General features: G+C 62.1%; 14 protein-coding genes and 3 pseudogenes. 7 read left to right on the plus strand and 10 right to left on the minus strand.

Annotated elements, in window-relative coordinates; all coding sequences use genetic code 11:
• Window positions 1–18: 18 nt before the first annotated feature.
• Window positions 19–1,332, minus strand: a complete 1,314-nt coding sequence (locus RHP75_RS19825) for an ATP-binding protein (RefSeq protein WP_311089706.1) — start codon at window positions 1,330–1,332, stop codon at window positions 19–21.
• A 430-nt stretch (window positions 1,333–1,762) separates the two neighbouring features.
• A complete protein-coding gene (gene ompR / locus RHP75_RS19830) occupies window positions 1,763–2,497 on the minus strand; it encodes a two-component system response regulator OmpR (RefSeq protein WP_233683281.1) in 735 nt (244 codons plus the stop codon).
• A 225-nt stretch (window positions 2,498–2,722) separates the two neighbouring features.
• Here ompR and RHP75_RS19835 point away from each other — a divergent pair, with 225 nt between their 5' ends.
• The 7 genes and pseudogenes from RHP75_RS19835 to RHP75_RS21390 form a co-directional block, all read left to right on the plus strand.
• Window positions 2,723–5,050, plus strand: coding sequence for a Tex family protein (locus RHP75_RS19835; RefSeq protein ID WP_311089707.1), 2,328 nt, complete (start codon window positions 2,723–2,725; stop codon window positions 5,048–5,050).
• A gap of 213 nt (window positions 5,051–5,263) precedes the next feature.
• Complete coding sequence (gshA, locus tag RHP75_RS19840) at window positions 5,264–6,844, plus strand: glutamate--cysteine ligase (RefSeq protein ID WP_311089708.1); 1,581 nt, start codon at window positions 5,264–5,266, stop codon at window positions 6,842–6,844.
• 151 nt (window positions 6,845–6,995) lie between these two features.
• Window positions 6,996–7,205 (plus strand): ribosome modulation factor, encoded by a 210-nt coding sequence (gene rmf / locus RHP75_RS19845; RefSeq protein WP_160085920.1) that lies wholly within the window; start codon window positions 6,996–6,998, stop codon window positions 7,203–7,205.
• A 300-nt stretch (window positions 7,206–7,505) separates the two neighbouring features.
• Window positions 7,506–8,387: an N-carbamoylputrescine amidase gene (gene aguB, locus RHP75_RS19850; protein ID WP_160085922.1), complete on the plus strand. Its 882-nt coding sequence runs from the start codon at window positions 7,506–7,508 to the stop codon at window positions 8,385–8,387.
• Between the two features lie 74 nt (window positions 8,388–8,461).
• Window positions 8,462–9,571 carry an agmatine deiminase gene (gene aguA / locus RHP75_RS19855; RefSeq protein ID WP_311089709.1) on the plus strand — a complete coding sequence of 370 codons (1,110 nt, stop codon included), beginning with the start codon at window positions 8,462–8,464 and terminating at the stop codon, window positions 9,569–9,571.
• A 177-nt stretch (window positions 9,572–9,748) separates the two neighbouring features.
• A pseudogene (locus tag RHP75_RS21385) lies at window positions 9,749–10,381 on the plus strand (PAS domain-containing protein); the annotation flags it as partial.
• A 147-nt stretch (window positions 10,382–10,528) separates the two neighbouring features.
• A pseudogene (locus tag RHP75_RS21390) lies at window positions 10,529–10,972 on the plus strand (methyl-accepting chemotaxis protein); the annotation flags it as partial.
• A 70-nt stretch (window positions 10,973–11,042) separates the two neighbouring features.
• Here RHP75_RS21390 and RHP75_RS21395 read toward each other — a convergent pair.
• The 8 genes and pseudogenes from RHP75_RS21395 to RHP75_RS19895 all read right to left on the minus strand — a co-directional run bounded on the left by RHP75_RS21395 (window position 11,043) and on the right by RHP75_RS19895 (window position 16,469).
• Complete coding sequence (locus RHP75_RS21395) at window positions 11,043–11,483, minus strand: methyl-accepting chemotaxis protein (protein ID WP_409079751.1); 441 nt, start codon at window positions 11,481–11,483, stop codon at window positions 11,043–11,045.
• A 147-nt stretch (window positions 11,484–11,630) separates the two neighbouring features.
• A pseudogene (locus RHP75_RS21400) lies at window positions 11,631–12,359 on the minus strand (PAS domain-containing protein); the annotation flags it as partial.
• A 105-nt stretch (window positions 12,360–12,464) separates the two neighbouring features.
• Window positions 12,465–14,186: a sulfate permease gene (locus RHP75_RS19870; RefSeq protein ID WP_311089712.1), complete on the minus strand. Its 1,722-nt coding sequence runs from the start codon at window positions 14,184–14,186 to the stop codon at window positions 12,465–12,467.
• Window positions 14,176–15,039: an MBL fold metallo-hydrolase gene (locus RHP75_RS19875; protein WP_311089713.1), complete on the minus strand. Its 864-nt coding sequence runs from the start codon at window positions 15,037–15,039 to the stop codon at window positions 14,176–14,178. Before RHP75_RS19875 ends, RHP75_RS19870 begins: the two co-directional genes overlap by 11 nt.
• Before the next feature lie 47 nt (window positions 15,040–15,086).
• Window positions 15,087–15,278, minus strand: coding sequence for a DUF2892 domain-containing protein (locus tag RHP75_RS19880; RefSeq protein WP_090250448.1), 192 nt, complete (start codon window positions 15,276–15,278; stop codon window positions 15,087–15,089).
• A 20-nt stretch (window positions 15,279–15,298) separates the two neighbouring features.
• Window positions 15,299–15,715, minus strand: a complete 417-nt coding sequence (locus RHP75_RS19885; RefSeq protein WP_311089714.1) for a DUF6691 family protein — start codon at window positions 15,713–15,715, stop codon at window positions 15,299–15,301.
• 2 nt (window positions 15,716–15,717) lie between these two features.
• Window positions 15,718–16,149 (minus strand): YeeE/YedE family protein, encoded by a 432-nt coding sequence (locus RHP75_RS19890; protein WP_160085938.1) that lies wholly within the window; start codon window positions 16,147–16,149, stop codon window positions 15,718–15,720.
• On the minus strand, window positions 16,146–16,469 hold the full coding sequence (locus tag RHP75_RS19895; RefSeq protein ID WP_160085940.1) for a helix-turn-helix transcriptional regulator: 324 nt from the start codon (window positions 16,467–16,469) through the stop codon (window positions 16,146–16,148). The genes RHP75_RS19890 and RHP75_RS19895 overlap by 4 nt, the downstream gene beginning before the upstream one ends.
• Window positions 16,470–16,518 lie beyond the last annotated feature (49 nt).

Raw genomic sequence — 16,518 nt, forward strand, 5'->3', positions numbered from 1 at the left:
ACAGTATGCCAGTGCCTTCTAAACCGCGTCGCGCGGCAACAGTAGCCCCAACGGCAGGCAAACCCGCGCTTCCAGGCCGCCGCCGCTGCGGTTGCGCAATTCAACGCTGCCACCGTGCAAGGCGGCGATGCGCTTGACGATGGCCAAGCCCAACCCGGCGCCCTGCCCGCCACGGGCGCGGTCGCCACGGATAAAGGGGTTGACGATGCTGCCCAGCTCGGCCGGATCAATGCCCGCACCGCGATCCAGCACACTCAGTACCACATAAGGCGCGCTTTGATCGCCGGACAGGGAAACCGCCACCTCTACCGCATTGCCGCCATAACGCAGAGCGTTTTCGATCAGGTTGACCAGCAGCCGCTTGAGCGATACCCGGCGCAGCGGGAAAGCCGGCACCGCCTCCAGGCACAGGCGCACCATCTCCTGCTTCTGGTTGTAGGGCGCGACCACTTCACGGATCAGTTCGAGCAGATCAAGCTGCTCCAATGGCTCATCACGGCCATCACGGATAAAGGCGAGGAACTGATCAAGGATCGCGTCCATGTCCTCGATATCGCGCACCATATCCTCGGTCAGCTCCGAATCGGTGTGCAGAAATTCCAGGGACAGGCGCAGGCGGGTCAGCGGCGTACGCAGGTCATGCGAGACCCCGGCAAGCATCAGCTCACGCTCACGGGCGGCCTGTTCGACGTCTTCGGCCATCTGATTGAAGGCGCGGTATACCTCGGCCATCTCGCTCGGCGTATCACCCACTGGCAGGCGCACGCTGCGCCCCTTACCAATCTGCCGGGCGGCGAATACCAGGCGCTTGAGTGGTGCGCTGAGCTGGCGTACGAAAATCCACGCCGCCGCCGTCGACAAAAGACCGATGGCCAGGAACCAGCCCAGCACACTCCAGATCCGCTGGCCGCGCAGCGGATGTGGGTACAACGGCACCCGCAGCCAGTCATCGCCCAGCGCCGGCGCATGCACCCAGAGCGCTGGCGGGCTCTTGGCACGCACCCGCACTTCGGTATCCGGGCCCAGCTCAGTCTGCATCTGCCGGGCAAAAATCTCGCTATACGGCCAATGCTGCTCGGTGGCCGGCACCTGCTCGTGCGGCACGCGCTTGAGCCCGGCCGCTTCGGCGATGGTGGCGCGATCTTCCGGGTCCGCCGCCCAATAGGCGCGCAGGGTCAGTGCGGCGCCGTGGCTGTATTGGCGGTCGACCAGCACATCTTCGTTCATCATCAGATAAACCAGGGTCAGCGCCTTGGAGAACAGCACCACGATCAGCACCAGCCACAGCGTGCGGGCGAAGAAGCTTTGCGGGAACCAGAGAGGGGTTTTCATGCATCAGACCGTAAGCGAACAGGGAAACCGCACCGCTGTATAAGCGGCCATACATTCTGGCCAGCCAGAGACAATGCAAAACCTGCCGTGGAGCAAAAGAGCAGCAGTGCCCAGCGATAAGGGTGAGCCCAAGGAGCAAAGGGGTTCGCCAACAGCGCTACAAACCCCGCGAAGGTCAGCCAGACCAACACAGCCAACCTTGTTCGTCTGGCAGGCCAACGCACTGCAGCCGCATTTTGCAGCACCGACAGGGCAACAAAAACATACAGCGCAAGGTGCAGCGCAATGCCCCAGCTGACCCCGCCACGCAGGCTCAGCCCACGTGACGCCGCCTCTGACACAGCGGTTTCATGCAGATACACGAACAACAGAACAGCCGCAGCGCTTAGCAACAAAGTCTGCACACACGCCGCGAGAAACACGCGCCATGTCACTTATTGCCATCCGGCACAAACACATAACCCACGCCCCAGACCGTCTGGATATAGCGCGGTTTGGACGGATCGGGTTCGATCAAGCGGCGCAGACGGGAAATCTGCACGTCGATGGAACGCTCCAACGCATCCCACTCGCGGCCCCGGGCCAGGTTCATCAGCTTGTCACGGGTCAGCGGCTCGCGGGCGTGCTGCACCAGGGCCTTGAGTACGGCGAACTCACCGGTGGTGAGCATGTGCACTTCCTCACCTTTCTTCAGTTCGCGGGTAGCCAGGGACAGTTCGTAGTCGCCGAAACTCACACTCTCGTCTTCGCTGCCCGGCGCGCCCGGCACGACCGGTGCCTGGCGACGCAGCACGGCCTTGATGCGCGCCAGCAGTTCACGCGGGTTGAACGGCTTGGCCAGGTAATCGTCGGCGCCCAGCTCCAGGCCTTGAATACGGCTGGCTTCATCGCCCTTGGCGGTGAGCATGATGATCGGCACCTGATTGTTCGCTTCACGCAGGCGGCGGCAGGCGGACAGGCCGTCCTCGCCCGGCAGCATCAGGTCGAGCACCACCAGATTGAACAGTTCGCGGGCCAGCAGACGGTCCATCTGCTCGACGTTTTCCACCGCACGCACGCGGTAGCCCTGCTCGTCGAAGAAGCGCTCAAGCAGGCGACGCAGGCGCGCGTCGTCATCGACGATCAGGATTTTTTCGCCTTCAACGGGAAGTGCAGTGCTGCTCATTCAGGGCTCCTTGTCCAGGCATCCGCCGGGCGCGGGCGCGCTGGCAGTGTGCAATGGCCGGCATTATGGCTCAGGAGCCGCAACCGACGTGCAGCCCATTGTTAGCAGATTTTTCCCCGACTGGTTCCCGGCGCGCTACCGGGCAGTGTTTATAATGCGCGGCTTTCGTGTCTGGCCCGTGCTCTGCGTGGCCGGTTTTTCGTTTCCGTGTGGGTAGCTTTTTCTATGCTCAGCATCAACAACCGCATCGCCGAAGAACTGGGCGTACGCCCGCAACAGGTCGCCGCCGCCGTGGCGCTGCTCGACGAAGGCTCTACCGTGCCGTTTATCGCACGCTACCGCAAAGAGGTCACCGGCAGCCTCGACGACACCCAGTTGCGCACCCTGGAAGAGCGCCTACGCTACCTGCGCGAGCTGGACGAGCGCCGCGCCAGCATCCTCGCCAGCATCGAGGAACAGGGCAAACTGACCCCTGAGCTGACCCGCGACATCAACCTGGCTGACACCAAGACACGCCTGGAAGACCTCTACCTGCCGTTCAAGCAGAAGCGCCGCACCAAGGGCCAGATTGCCCTGGAAGCCGGCCTCGGTGAGCTGGCCGACGCGCTGTTTAACAACCCTGAGCTGAATCCCGAAAGCGAAGCCGAGCGCTTTATCGACGCTGAAAAAGGCTTTGCCGACGTCAAGGCCGTGCTCGAAGGCGCCAAATACATCCTGATGGAGCGCTTCGCCGAGGACGCCAATCTGCTGGCCAGCCTGCGCAGCTACCTCAAGGACAACGCCACCCTCAGCGCCCGCGTAGTCGCCGGCAAAGAGAGCGAAGGGGCCAAATTCCGCGATTACTTCGAGCACGACGAGAAGCTCAAGGGCGCCCCGTCGCACCGCGCCCTGGCGATTTTCCGTGGCCGTAACGAAGGCATCCTCAGCGCCAGCCTGAAAGTCGGCGACGAGCTGCCCGGCAGCATGCACCCGTGCGAAGGCATGATCGGCGAGCGCTTCGGCATCAGTGCCCGTGGCCGCGCCGCCGATAAATGGCTGGGAGAAGTGGTGCGCTGGACCTGGAAGGTCAAGCTCTATACCCACCTGGAAACCGACCTGTTCGGCGAGTTGCGCGAAGCCGCCGAAGACGAAGCGATCAACGTGTTCGCCCGTAACCTGCACGACCTGTTGCTGGCCGCGCCCGCCGGCCCGCGCGCTACCCTGGCGCTGGACCCGGGCCTACGTACCGGCTGCAAAGTCGCAGTGGTCGATGCCACCGGCAAGGTGCTGGAAACCGCCACGGTTTACCCCCACGCGCCACGCAATGACTGGGACGGCACCCTGGCGATCCTCGCCAAGCTCTGTGCCAAACACAGTGTCGACCTGATCTCCATCGGCAACGGCACCGCCAGCCGCGAGACCGACAAGCTGGCTGCCGACCTGATCAAGAAGCTGCCGGGCCTGAAGCTGACCAAAGTCATGGTCAGCGAGGCCGGCGCCTCGGTGTATTCCGCTTCGGAACTGGCCGCCAAGGAATTCCCGGATATGGACGTGTCGCTGCGCGGCGCCGTGTCCATCGCCCGCCGCCTGCAGGACCCGCTGGCCGAGCTGGTGAAGATCGACCCGAAATCCATCGGTGTCGGCCAATACCAGCACGACGTATCCCAGCTGAAACTGGCGCGTTCGCTGGATGCAGTGGTGGAAGACTGCGTAAACGCCGTCGGCGTCGATGTGAACACCGCCTCCGCAGCCCTGCTGGCGCGCATCTCCGGGCTGAATACCACCCTGGCGCAGAATATCGTCGCCTTCCGTGACGCCAACGGCGCGTTCAACAGCCGCGCCGACCTGCTCAAGGTGCCGCGCCTGGGTGACAAGACCTTCGAACAGGCCGCCGGCTTCCTGCGTGTAATGAACGGCAGCAACCCGCTGGACGCCTCCGCCGTGCACCCGGAAACCTACCCGCTGGTGCAGCGCATCGCTGCCGACACCGGCCGCGATATCCGCTCGCTGATCGGCGATTCAAGCTTCCTCAAGCGCCTCGACCCGAAGCAGTTCACCGACGATAAATTCGGCCTGGTGACCATCGGCGATATCCTCAGCGAGCTGGAAAAGCCCGGCCGCGACCCGCGCCCGGAGTTCAAGACCGCCGAGTTCCAGGAAGGCGTGGAAACCCTCAACGACCTCAAACTGGGGATGATGCTCGAAGGTGTGGTGACCAACGTGACCAACTTCGGCGCCTTCGTCGATATCGGCGTCCACCAGGACGGCCTGGTGCATATCTCGGCGCTGTCGGAAAAGTTCATCAAGGACCCACACGAAGCGGTCAAGGCCGGCGACGTGGTCAAGGTCAAGGTCATGGAAGTCGACATCCCGCGTAACCGTATCGCCCTGTCGATGCGCATGGGCGACACCCCCGGCGAGAAAATCGAAGGCCCGCGTGGCGGTCAATCCCGAGGCGGCAAACCCGCCGGTAATGCGCCGCGTAGCGAACGCCATTCCAGCCAGGACAAGCCCGCACCGGCCAGCGGCGGCATGGCGGCGCTGTTTGCCAATGCCAAGCAACTGAAGAAATAAGCCAACGCCCACGGACATAAGCACTCTGTCCGTGGGCGACGTACCCGCCCTGCCGCGTCGCCCTGACGCAAAAGCACAGCGCCCAGCTATAACCTTCTTCACCCGCGCCGGGTTATAAAGCGCTATCACCGCCGAGCGCGGTTTTCTCGCCCCCTTGTAGATCATGCGTGTCGTCCCCATATTGAGGCGACCGATGCGTGAAGGAATGCAATCTTGAGCGACCTGTTAACCCGCCGCCTGGCCCAGCTTGGCGAGCGCGCCAACCTCTCCCTGCTTTCCCAGTGCCTGCACGGTATCGAGCGCGAATGCCTGCGCGTGGACGGCAACGGCCAGTTGGCCCTGACCCCGCACCCCGCTGCACTCGGCTCGGCGCTGACCCACGCGCAGATCACCACCGATTACTCCGAATCGCTGCTGGAATTTATCACCCCGGCCGAGCCTGACCCGGCCGCAACGCTGGCCGATCTGGAGCAGATCCACCGCTTCGCCTACAGCAAGCTGGACGGCGAATACCTGTGGAGCCCGTCGATGCCCTGCGCCCTGCCGGACGAGGAGACGATCCCAATCGCCCGTTATGGCAGCTCGCATATCGGCGAGCTCAAGTACGTGTACCGCAAGGGTCTGGCCCTGCGTTACGGCAAGACCATGCAGTGCATCGCTGGTATTCACTACAACTTCTCCCTGCCGGAAGCGCTGTGGCAGCTGCAGCAGCAGGCCGAAGGTGATACGCGCAGCGCGCGGGACTATCAGTCGGCGCGTTATATCGCGCTGATCCGCAATTTCCGCCGCTACAGCTGGCTGCTGATGTACCTGTTCGGTGCCTCACCAGCGCTGCATAAGGGTTTTATGCGCGGCCGCCCGCATCAGTTGCAGGAACTGGACGCAGAAACCCTCTACCTGCCCTACGCCACCAGCCTGCGCATGAGCGATCTGGGCTACCAGAGTACCGCCCAGTCCGGCCTGACACCCTGCTACAACGACCTGGCCAGCTACACCGACAGCCTGCGCCAGGCCGTCGGCACGCCCTACCCGCCCTATGTGGACATCGGCGCGAAGAAGGATGGCGAGTGGCTGCAGCTGAACACCAATATTCTGCAGATCGAAAACGAGTACTACTCGAACATCCGCCCCAAACGCGTGACCTACAGCGGCGAGCGGCCGATTCAGGCACTGATGGCCCGTGGCGTGCAGTACGTCGAAGTGCGCTGTCTGGACATCAACCCGTTCCTGCCGCTGGGTATCGACCTGAGCGAATCGCGCTTCCTCGACGCCTTCCTGCTGTTCTGCGCGCTGACCGACAGCCCGCTGCTGGAAAGCGGCGAATGCCATGCCTGCACCGATAACTTCCTGGCCGTGGTCAAGGAAGGTCGCCGGCCGGGCCTGCACCTGCAGCGCAATGGCCAGCCGGTGGTGCTGCAGGCCTGGGCTGATGAGTTGCTGGAGCAGATCCGTCCGCTGGCCGCGTTGCTCGACCAGGACCTCGGCGACAACGCCCATAGCCTGGCCTTGCAGGCGCAACAGGCCAAGGTTGTCGATCCCAGCCTGACTCCGTCCGCCCAGGTGTTGGCGCAACTGCAACAGGGGCAGAGCTTTACCGAGTTCGCCCTGCGCCAGAGCAAGCTGCACGCCGAGTACTTCCGCAGCCAGCCATTGAGCGCTGAACAGCAAGCGGCCTTCGAAGCCAGCGCCGCCCAGTCGCTGCAGGACCAAACGGAACTGGAGGCCCAGGAAGAAGGCGATTTCGACAGCTTTGCCGCAGCCTATCAGGCCAGCATCCTGGCCCACGCGGTCTAACCCCCGAAAAAATGCCGGCTCGCATGCGGCCGGCATTTCGCCAACTGCATCACATAAACCGCCAGCGGTGGCAAAAGCGGGATCAGCGGCGCAGCCCTGCCCAGGTGATACGGCTAGCATTGCACGGGTACATCCACTGCGAGCTGCCGCCATGGCCTGCGCCGACCTCAACACGGAAGATGACCAGCACTGGAGCCTGGAAAGCCTCAACAAGGCTTACCAACAAGGCTACATGGCAGGGCTGACCGGGCAAACCAACACCCCACGCGCGCTCGCCGCCGATGTGCTGATCGCCGCCTGGGAAGCCGGCTGGGACGACGGCCACGAGCAATTCGAGCTGCACAAACGCTACAGCGCCTGACCCCTCGCTTACCCAACTCTCACCCGCACACCCCTTCACGCCCGCAGCACTTCAGTCTGCGCGGCGGTGTTTCGCCTTGCCTTTGATCGGAGCTCGCTTTGCCATAGCGCATTAATTCGATTTTTATTCGATATAAATCGATAAAATACCGTTAATCGTCTTATATTTTGCTTTTAAAGCCGATTTTTATCGTATATAAATAGGCCATCCACTGCCATGACTCGCCCGCGAGGCATGGCACAGTCGCCGGCCTCTGCTAGTGTCAGATGACCGCCCCAACTGCTCTTGAGGTGCCAAATCATGCCCCGTATCGTTACCGTCGCCGCCACCCAGATGGCCTGCTCCTGGGACACCGCTGCGAATCTCGCCAACGCCGAGCGCTTGGTGCGTCAGGCCGCCGGCAAGGGCGCACAGATCATTCTGCTGCAAGAGCTGTTCGAGGCGCCGTACTTCTGCCAGAAGCCCAACCCGGACTACCTGCAGCTGGCCACGCCGGCCGAGAGCAACCCGGCGATCCTGCACTTCCAGAAAATCGCCAAGGAGCTGCAGGTGGTCCTGCCGATCAGCTTCTATGAACTGGCCGGTCGCGCGCGTTTCAACAGCATCGCGATCATCGACGCTGACGGCAGTAACCTCGGGATTTATCGGAAAAGCCATATCCCGGACGGTCCGGGCTACCACGAGAAGTACTACTTCAACCCCGGCGACACCGGCTTCAAGGTGTGGAACACCCGCTACGCCAAGATCGGCGTGGGCATCTGCTGGGATCAGTGGTTCCCCGAGTGCGCGCGCAGCATGGCGCTGCTCGGTGCCGAGATTCTGTTCTACCCAACCGCCATCGGCAGCGAGCCGCATGACCCAAGCATCAGCTCGCGCGACCATTGGCAGCGCGTGCAGCAGGGCCACGCCGGCGCCAACCTGATGCCGCTGATCGCCAGCAACCGCATCGGCCGTGAAGACCAGGGCGATTACCACATCAACTTCTATGGCTCCTCGTTTATCGCCGACCAGTTCGGCGCCAAGGTGCAGGAAGCCAACGAAACCGATGAGGCGGTGCTGATGCACAGCTTCGACCTGGACCAGCTGGAGCATATCCGCAGCGCCTGGGGCAGTTTCCGCGACCGTCGCCCGAACCTCTACGGCCCGCTAAAAACCCTCGACGGCCATCTGGCCTCCGAGTAACACCACCTCGTAGGATGGGTTGAGACGCGCAGCGTTAATACCCATCCGTCCCCGCTCAATGTTTTGGTGAATTTATGACAACCCTGACAACTACCCCACGCGCCGACGGCTTCCGCATGCCCGCCGAGTGGGAAAGCCACAGCCAAACCTGGATGGTCTGGCCTGAACGCCCGGACAATTGGCGCCTCGGCGGCAAGCCTGCGCAAGCCGCGTTCACTGCAGTGGCCAGGGCAATTGCCGAATTTGAACCAGTGACTGTGTGCGTGTCCGCCGGCCAGTATGAGAATGCCTGCGAACGCCTGGCCCACGGAAATATCCGTGTGGTGGAAATCACCACCGACGACGCCTGGGTGCGCGACACCGGACCGACCTTCGTCACCAACAACAGCGGCGAAGTGCGCGGTGTGGACTGGGCGTTCAACGCCTGGGGCGGGCTAAATGGTGGCCTTTATGCCAACTGGGTACGTGACGATCAGGTAGCCCGCAAGATTCTGCAGATCGAAGGCTGCGCGCGTTATCGCACCGATGAGCTGATCCTCGAAGGTGGCTCAATCCATGTCGACGGCGAAGGCACCCTGATCACCACCGAGGAATGCCTGCTCAACCCCAACCGCAACCCGCACCTGAACCGTGAGCAGATCGAGCAATACCTGGCCGATCACCTGGCAATCGACAGCGTGATCTGGCTTCCAGACGGCCTGTTCAACGACGAGACCGACGGCCACGTCGACAACTTCTGCTGCTACGTGCGCCCTGGCGAAGTGCTGCTGGCCTGGACCGATGACGTCAACGACCCCAACTACCCACGTTGCCAGGCCGCCATGCGCGTGCTGGAAAGCGCTCGTGATGCCAAGGGCCGTCAGCTGATCGTGCACAAGATGCCGATTCCCGGCCCGCTGTATGCCAGCGATGAAGAGTGCGCCGGGGTTGATCTGGTGGCTGGCACTCAGGAGCGTGATCCGTCGATCCGCCTGGCTGGCTCCTACGTCAACTTCCTGATCGTCAACGGCGGCATCATCGCGCCCAAGTTCGACGACCCCAAGGATGCTGAGGCCGAAGCCATCCTGCGTCGCCTGTTCCCCGAGCACCGCGTGGTGATGGTCCCGGGGCGGGAGATTCTGCTGGGTGGCGGCAATATCCACTGCATCACCCAGCAGCAGCCTGCGCCAAGAAAAACCGATTAAACATTCGAGAGGGGATGTAAAGTTACACCCTGCCAGTCCGATACAGTTCTGGTGCGCGCCAGCAGGCTGGCAGGGGGAATGATGTTCAACAAGGCAATTAAACAAGCGCTAAGCAGCGCACTGGCTAAACTGCGTGCCGCAGAAGCCAGGAAGATGGCTGTCGATCGTTCGACCGCCATGATTGAATTCAAACCTGACGGCGCCATCGTCAGCGCCAACGAAAACCTGCTGGCCACAATGGGCTACAGGCTTGAAGAAATTGTTGGCCAACACCACCGCCTCTTCTGCTTCCCCGAATACCAAGCCAGTACCGACTACCGGAAATTCTGGCAGCGCCTGGCCGCGGGGGAGTTCATCCGCGAACGTTTCCTCAGACGCCACAAGCAAGGCCAGGAAATCTGGCTAGAGGCCAGTTACAACCCAATCAAAGGCCCTAATGGCCGTATTGAAGGTGTGCTCAAACTGGCCACCGACATTACCGCGCAGGTAGCCCGCGAGCAGGAACAGAACAGCATGGTCGAGGCCATTGGCCGCTCCATGGCAGTGATCGCCTTCAACCTCAAAGGCGAAGTGCTCGAAGCCAATGAAAACTTCGAGCAAACCATGGGTTATCGCCTGAATGAGATTCGCGGCAAACACCACCGCATGTTCTGCACCCGAGAGGAGGCGGACTCCGCCGAATACCGCCAATTCTGGGAGCGTCTGAACAAAGGCGAGTTCTTCTCCGGTCGTTTCCAGCGCATCAATCGGCATGGCGACACCATTTGGCTGAGCGCCACCTATAACCCAGTGTTTGACGCCAGCGGCAGGCTCTACAAAGTCGTCAAATTTGCCCGTGATGTCACCGGCCTGGTGCGTCAGCAGCAAGCCGAATCAGAGGCCGCCAAGCTGGCCTACGACATCTCCCAGCAAACTGATGAAAGCGCCCGCCATGGTGCCAAGGTGATTCGCGAAACCGTTGATGTCGTGCGCGGCATCGCCGATGAGCTGTCACGCGCCGCCGAAGGCATCACCGCTGTCAGCCAGCAATCGGAGATGATCAGCAGCATCGTTCAGGTGATCCGCGGGATTGCCGAGCAAACCAACCTCTTGGCGCTCAATGCGGCCATCGAAGCGGCGCGTGCCGGTGAGCAAGGTCGCGGCTTTGCCGTGGTGGCGGATGAGGTGCGCAACCTGGCGGCGCGCACCAGCCAAGCCACCGTGGAGATTGTCGAGGTCGTCAAGCGCAACCATGAACTGGCGCAGGTTTCGGTCGATAGCATGCAGGCAAGCCGCCACAAGGTTGATCAAGGGGTGAACCTGGTCAACCAGGCCGGTGATGTCATCGAAGAAATCCAGAACGGCGCACGGCAAGTGGTGGATGCCGTACGCCAGTTCGCCGACGCCTTAGAAAAGCACTGATTGCGGCGCGTGAGCCGCGCCGCTAGACCGCTGAGAGCAGCATGCCCGGCCGTCAGCGACTGAGCATGCCTCAGTCCTGCATGGCCTGGGTAAATTGCCCAATGGCATCCACCACGCGCTGCGCCTCATCGCGGATTTCCAGCATCACCTCGCCCGCCTTGTTGGCCAATAGCACGCCCTGTTCCGTTTTCTGCTTGCTGCCATCCATGCCACTGACCGCCTTCAGCGCCAGGTCATGGTTGAGACGCACAACGTCGTTAATCTCGACCGTCGCCTGGCTGGTGCGCGCGGCCAGGTTGCGCACCTCATCCGCCACCACGGCAAAGCCGCGGCCTTGTTCACCGGCTCGTGCCGCCTCGATGGCCGCATTGAGCGCCAAGAGGTTGGTTTGTTCGGCAATCCCGCGGATAACCTGAACGATGCTGCTGATACGCTCGGACTGCGCGCTCAACGCGCCAATATTCTCGGAAACATGCGTCAGCTCAGTGGCAATACCACGCACCACCTGCATGGTTTCTTCGACCGTTTCAGCGCCCTTGATCGCGCTTTCATCGGTTTCCCGAGCGATATCAAAGGCCAGCTGGGCAGCGGCGGATTCGGCCTCGCGGTGCTCCACCTGGTTGGTGATGTCACTGGCAAACTTGACCACCCCATACAGCCGACCACCTGCGTCATACAGCGGATTATAAGTGGCGCGCAACCACACCACGCGGCCGCTTTTGGTCACGCGTTTGAAGCGATCAGCAATAAACTCGCCCTGGTTCAGACGCTGCCAGAAGCGCCGATAGTCATCACTGGCAGCCTCCTCATGGGTGCAGAACTGGCGGTGATGGACGCCACGCACTTCCTCCAGGCGATAGCCCATGGTGCTGAGGAAGTTCTCATTGGCATCCTGCACCTCGCCGGCCAGATTGAACTCGATCACCGCCGTCGAGCGGTTGATCGCCTTCAGGTAACTATCATGCTGATGCTCGGCATGCATGCGCTCGGTGATGTCGGCAGCCAGTTTGATGACCTTGATGACCATTCCCTGGGCGTCGCGCACTGGCATATAGCTGGCCTCCAGCCAGACCTCGCGGCCGCCCTTGGCAATGCGCATATAGCGGTCACTGAAGCTCTCACCATCAGCCAGACGCCGCCAGAATTGCGCATAAGCAGGGCTCGCCACCTGCTCCTTGCTGCAGAACATGCGGTGGTGCTGACCGCGTACTTCTTCCAGGCGATAGCCCATGGTTGCGAGAAACGGCGCGTTGGCATCGAGAATCTCACCCTGGGCGGTGAACTCGATCATGGCGAAGGTTTGTCGAATGGCACCGACAACCTGCTGGCTGGTTGCCAGTTGCAGCAGGCACTGCTGCAACTCACTGCGAAGCTGTGAACCGAACATACGAAGCGCCTCAGAAAGGGCAATATTTGCTCAGGGCACACGGCAATCAATTCATCCCTGACCCACCAGCGTATCGACACGCGGTGCTTAACGTTTAGCTCAGATTCATTGCGCGCGCATGGCCCGCGCCGTACTTTCTTCATCCAGAGCGCGCAAAGCCTGGTACTGGCTGACAAATACCTGCCCGCCAAAGCGCTGCAGAAACTCCGAGCGTTGTAGCCGATCCATCACCGGCCCCTTCACTTCTGCCAAATGCAGCTGCACGCCTGCGCTGTGTAAGCGCTCGCTGATCGCCTCCAGGGTATCCAGAGCGCTGGCATCAATCTGATTGACCCCGGAGCACATCAGCACCAGATGCCGCACGCTGGAGCGTTTGGCGATCAGCGCGCCGATACGCTCTTCCAGAAACCGCGCATTGGGGAAGTACAGGCTTTCATCGACACGCAGCGACAGCACGCTGGGGCTTTCCACGACCTGATAGCGCTCGACATTGCGAAAGTGCTCGCTGCCGGGTAGCTGGCCGACCACCGCCATATGCGGCCAGCTGGTACGCCAGAGAAACAACAGGAGCGACAGACTTACCCCGAGCAGAATGCCGGCCTCGACACCGTACAACAGCACGCCGACCAGCGTTGCCAGCTGCGCCACCCCTTCCTGCGGCGAGTAGCGCCAGGTGCGGCGCAGGCCGGAGACATCAATCAGCCCCACTACCGCGACAATAATGCTCGCGGCCAATACCGCTTGCGGCAGGTGCTGCAGCAACGGCGCCAGCCCCAGAACTGCAGCCAGCATCAACCCCGCCGCAAACACACCCACTAACGGCGTGGCTACATTGCTTTGCAGCGCCAGCGCCGAGCGCGAAAAGCTCGCCGCAACCGGCATGCCGCCACTGCATGCGGCAGCGATGTTGGCGGCGCCCTGACCGAGCAGTTCCTGGTCAGGGTTGATCGACTGACGCTTGCGCATCGCCTGGCTCTGGGCAATGGAGACCGACTCGACAAAACCCACCAGGGCAATCAACACGGCTGCCGGCAATAGCTCGCGCAGCAATCCCAGCTCCAGGCTTGGGAACGCCAGCGGCGGCAAGCCCGCCGCCACCGTGCCGACAACACGCACGCCATACGCCTCCAGCTGCAGCACCGCGCCGAGGGCCATCGCCAATAGCATCAGCAGCAACGCACTCAACTGCCTGATACGCAGCGCCAGCGCCTCAGGCACACCGAACATGCCCAGGTTACGCAGCAGCACCAGCAGCGCCAGGCTGCCCAGCCCCAACAGCAACGTCGGCAGGTGCAGCGCCGGCAACTGCGTATACAGCGCGGGCAACACCTGCAACAGGGTCAGCCCGTCGGCGGAGATACCCAATAAATGCTTGAACTGGCTGACTGCAATCAGCAACGCCGAGCCGCTGACAAAACCGGAAATCACCGGATGGCTGAGAAAATTGGCGACAAAGCCCATCCGCAACAGCCCCATCAGCAACAGCAATACGCCGACCAGCAGGGTCAAGGTGGCGGCCGCTGCCAGATACGCCGCAGTACCAGCGGCAGCCACCGGGGCCAAGGCCGCCGCAGTCATCAGCGCCAGCACCGCCACCGGGCCGAACGACAGTGCCACGCCGGGGCTCGCGCCAATCAAGGCATAAACGACCAGCGGCAGAATGCTCGCGTACAACCCCGCCACCGCCGGCAACCCAGCCAGCTGCGCATAGGCCAACGCCTGTGGCACCAGCAGCAGACAGACCAGGCAGGCGGCGAGCAGATCGCGGCCTGCCTGATCGCGGTCGTAACGACGCAAGGTAGTCAGCAGCGTCCACCTAGAGAACATTCAGCGGCACCTTGAGGTAACGCACACCATTGTCTTCGGCGGGCGGCAGATGGCCGGCGCGCATATTCACCTGCACCGAGGGCAGCATCAGCGCCGGCATGCCCAGGCTGGCATCGCGGGCCTGACGCATGGCGACAAAGGCCTCCTCGTCGACGCCCTGGTGCACATGCACGTTATGCGCGCGCTGCTCGGCCACGGTGGTCTGGTAGCGATGCTGCTCACGCCCCGGCGCCAGGTAGTCGTGGCACATGAATAGTCGGGTGCTGTCAGGCAGGGCAAACAGCCGGCTAATCGAACGGTACAACGCCCGCGCATCGCCACCGGGAAAGTCGCAGCGCGCGGTGCCGTAATCCGGCATAAACAGGGTGTCGCCGACAAACGCTGCATCGCCGATCAGGTAGGTCATGCAGGCTGGTGTATGCCCAGGGGTATGTAGGGCGCGGGCATTTAGCGAGCCGAGCTGAAACACCTGCTCATCGCGGAACAACTGATCGAACTGACGGCCATCAACGGCGAACTCGCTACCGGCATTGAACAACTTGCCGAAGGTGTTCTGCACCACGCGGATCTGCTCACCGATTGCCAATTGCCCACCCAGGGCAGCCTTGAGATAGGGCGCGGCGGACAGGTGGTCGGCATGCACATGGGTTTCCAGTAACCATTGCACGCTCAGGCCCTGCTCGCGCACGTAGGCGATCAAGCGGTCGGCACTGGTGGTAGCGGTTCGCCCGGCCGCCGCATCGTAATCCAGCACCGAGTCGATAATGGCGCACTGCGCAGTAGCTGGATCGCTGACGACATAACTGTAGGTCGAGGTGGCAGGGTCGAAAAAAGCCTGAATGAACGGGGACATGGCAGCTCCAACCGACCAGCGGCGAAACCGGTCGGTATTGCAGTGGGTTAAGCCTTGGTCTTGCAGGTGCTGATACCCAGCAGCGGGTACAGCGGACAGAAGCGAAACAGACCGGTTGCCAGCGGCACGATGCCGATCAGCCCCCAGAGGCCAATCACGCCGCTCAGGCTCAAGCCCAACAGAATCAGACCTGCGGCAATGCGCAGGCTACGGTCGAGGGTGCCAACATTTGCTTTCATAGTGATCTCCCGATCATCAATTACCCGCGCTGGCGTTCCAGCGCAGCAAACACAACCATTCCCACCAGCATGGCCGCCACGAACAGCAGCACCTGCCAGCGCCCGGTGAGCAGAATCGCCACGGCCGGGCCTGGGCAAATGCCAGCAATCCCCCAGCCGATACCGAACAACAGGCTGCCGCCGATCAACCGCCGATCCAGCTCACGTTTGCCCGGTAACTGCATCGGCGCACCGAGCAGACTGCTGCGCTGCAAGCGCGCCCAACTGAACGGTAGAAATGCCACACCAATCGCAGCCACCATCACCAGGGCCAACGATGGATCCCAGGCGCCGGCCAGGTCGAGAAACGCCAGCACCTTGGCCGGGTTGGCCATGCCTGCGCTCAGCAGGCCGATGCCAAAGGTCACACCGGCAAGAAAGGCCAACAGTTTGCGCATGTTCAAGCCCCCAGCAGATGACGCAGGACAAACACCGTGGCGAAACCGGCGGCCATAAAACTCAAGGTGGCAGCCAGGGAACGCGGTGACAGCCGCGATAAACCACAGACGCCATGCCCGCTGGTGCAACCTGCGCCATAACGGGTGCCGACACCGACCAGCAGACCGGCAACCGTCAGCGCCAGCCAGCCGCTGTCGATCTGAATCTCGGGCAGACGGCTAAACAGCTGCCAGAGCAGCGGCGCGAGCAGTACGCCCAGCAGAAACAGACCCTTCTCGCCCCACCCTTCACCACGCTCAAGCAAACTGCCGAGCAGGCCGCTAATACCGGCCACACGGCCATTCATTACGGCAAACAAGCTGGCAGCCAGGCCAATCAATGCGCCACCCGCCAGGGCGCTCCAGGGCGTGAAGTTGTACCAATCGATACTCATTGCTCACCTGCGCAGAACAGCTGATACAGAGTGTTGATCACCGCCAGCGCCGCCGGGCTGCTGATGCAGTAATAGATCTGCTTACCCTCACGACGCGTCGCCACCAGCCCCTCACGGCGCAACACCGCCAGCTGCTGCGACAACGTCGGCTGTTGAATACCCAGCAGCGTTTCCAGCTCGCTGACATTGCGTTCGCCCTGGGAGAGCTGACACAGCAGCAACAGGCGATCCGGATTGCCCAGAGCCTTGAGCAACTGCCCCGCCGCATCGGCATTGGCGCGCAATTGCTGGATATCGAGTGGCGGGTGCTCAGGCGTCATGGCAAGCATCTCAATTAAGATAAAAACAATCTATTCTTTTATATATTGA

The organism is Pseudomonas sp. SG20056 (assembly GCF_031764535.1).
Classification (GTDB): Bacteria; Pseudomonadota; Gammaproteobacteria; order Pseudomonadales; family Pseudomonadaceae; genus Aquipseudomonas.

Bases quoted from the DNA above. Each gene is read 5' to 3' on its own strand.
- RHP75_RS19825 (WP_311089706.1), bottom strand. From the start codon at position 1,332: ATGAAAACCCCTCTCTGGTTCCCGCAAAGCTTCTTCGCCCGCACGCTG.
- ompR (WP_233683281.1), bottom strand. From the start codon at position 2,497: ATGAGCAGCACTGCACTTCCCGTTGAAGGCGAAAAAATCCTGATCGTC.
- RHP75_RS19835 (WP_311089707.1), top strand. From the start codon at position 2,723: ATGCTCAGCATCAACAACCGCATCGCCGAAGAACTGGGCGTACGCCCG.
- rmf (WP_160085920.1), top strand. From the start codon at position 6,996: ATGGCCTGCGCCGACCTCAACACGGAAGATGACCAGCACTGGAGCCTG.
- aguB (WP_160085922.1), top strand. From the start codon at position 7,506: ATGCCCCGTATCGTTACCGTCGCCGCCACCCAGATGGCCTGCTCCTGG.
- aguA (WP_311089709.1), top strand. From the start codon at position 8,462: ATGACAACCCTGACAACTACCCCACGCGCCGACGGCTTCCGCATGCCC.
- RHP75_RS21395 (WP_409079751.1), bottom strand. From the start codon at position 11,483: ATGCAGGTGGTGCGTGGTATTGCCACTGAGCTGACGCATGTTTCCGAG.
- RHP75_RS19870 (WP_311089712.1), bottom strand. From the start codon at position 14,186: ATGTTCTCTAGGTGGACGCTGCTGACTACCTTGCGTCGTTACGACCGC.
- RHP75_RS19875 (WP_311089713.1), bottom strand. From the start codon at position 15,039: ATGTCCCCGTTCATTCAGGCTTTTTTCGACCCTGCCACCTCGACCTAC.
- RHP75_RS19880 (WP_090250448.1), bottom strand. From the start codon at position 15,278: ATGAAAGCAAATGTTGGCACCCTCGACCGTAGCCTGCGCATTGCCGCA.
- RHP75_RS19885 (WP_311089714.1), bottom strand. From the start codon at position 15,715: ATGCGCAAACTGTTGGCCTTTCTTGCCGGTGTGACCTTTGGCATCGGC.
- RHP75_RS19890 (WP_160085938.1), bottom strand. From the start codon at position 16,149: ATGAGTATCGATTGGTACAACTTCACGCCCTGGAGCGCCCTGGCGGGT.
- RHP75_RS19895 (WP_160085940.1), bottom strand. From the start codon at position 16,469: ATGACGCCTGAGCACCCGCCACTCGATATCCAGCAATTGCGCGCCAAT.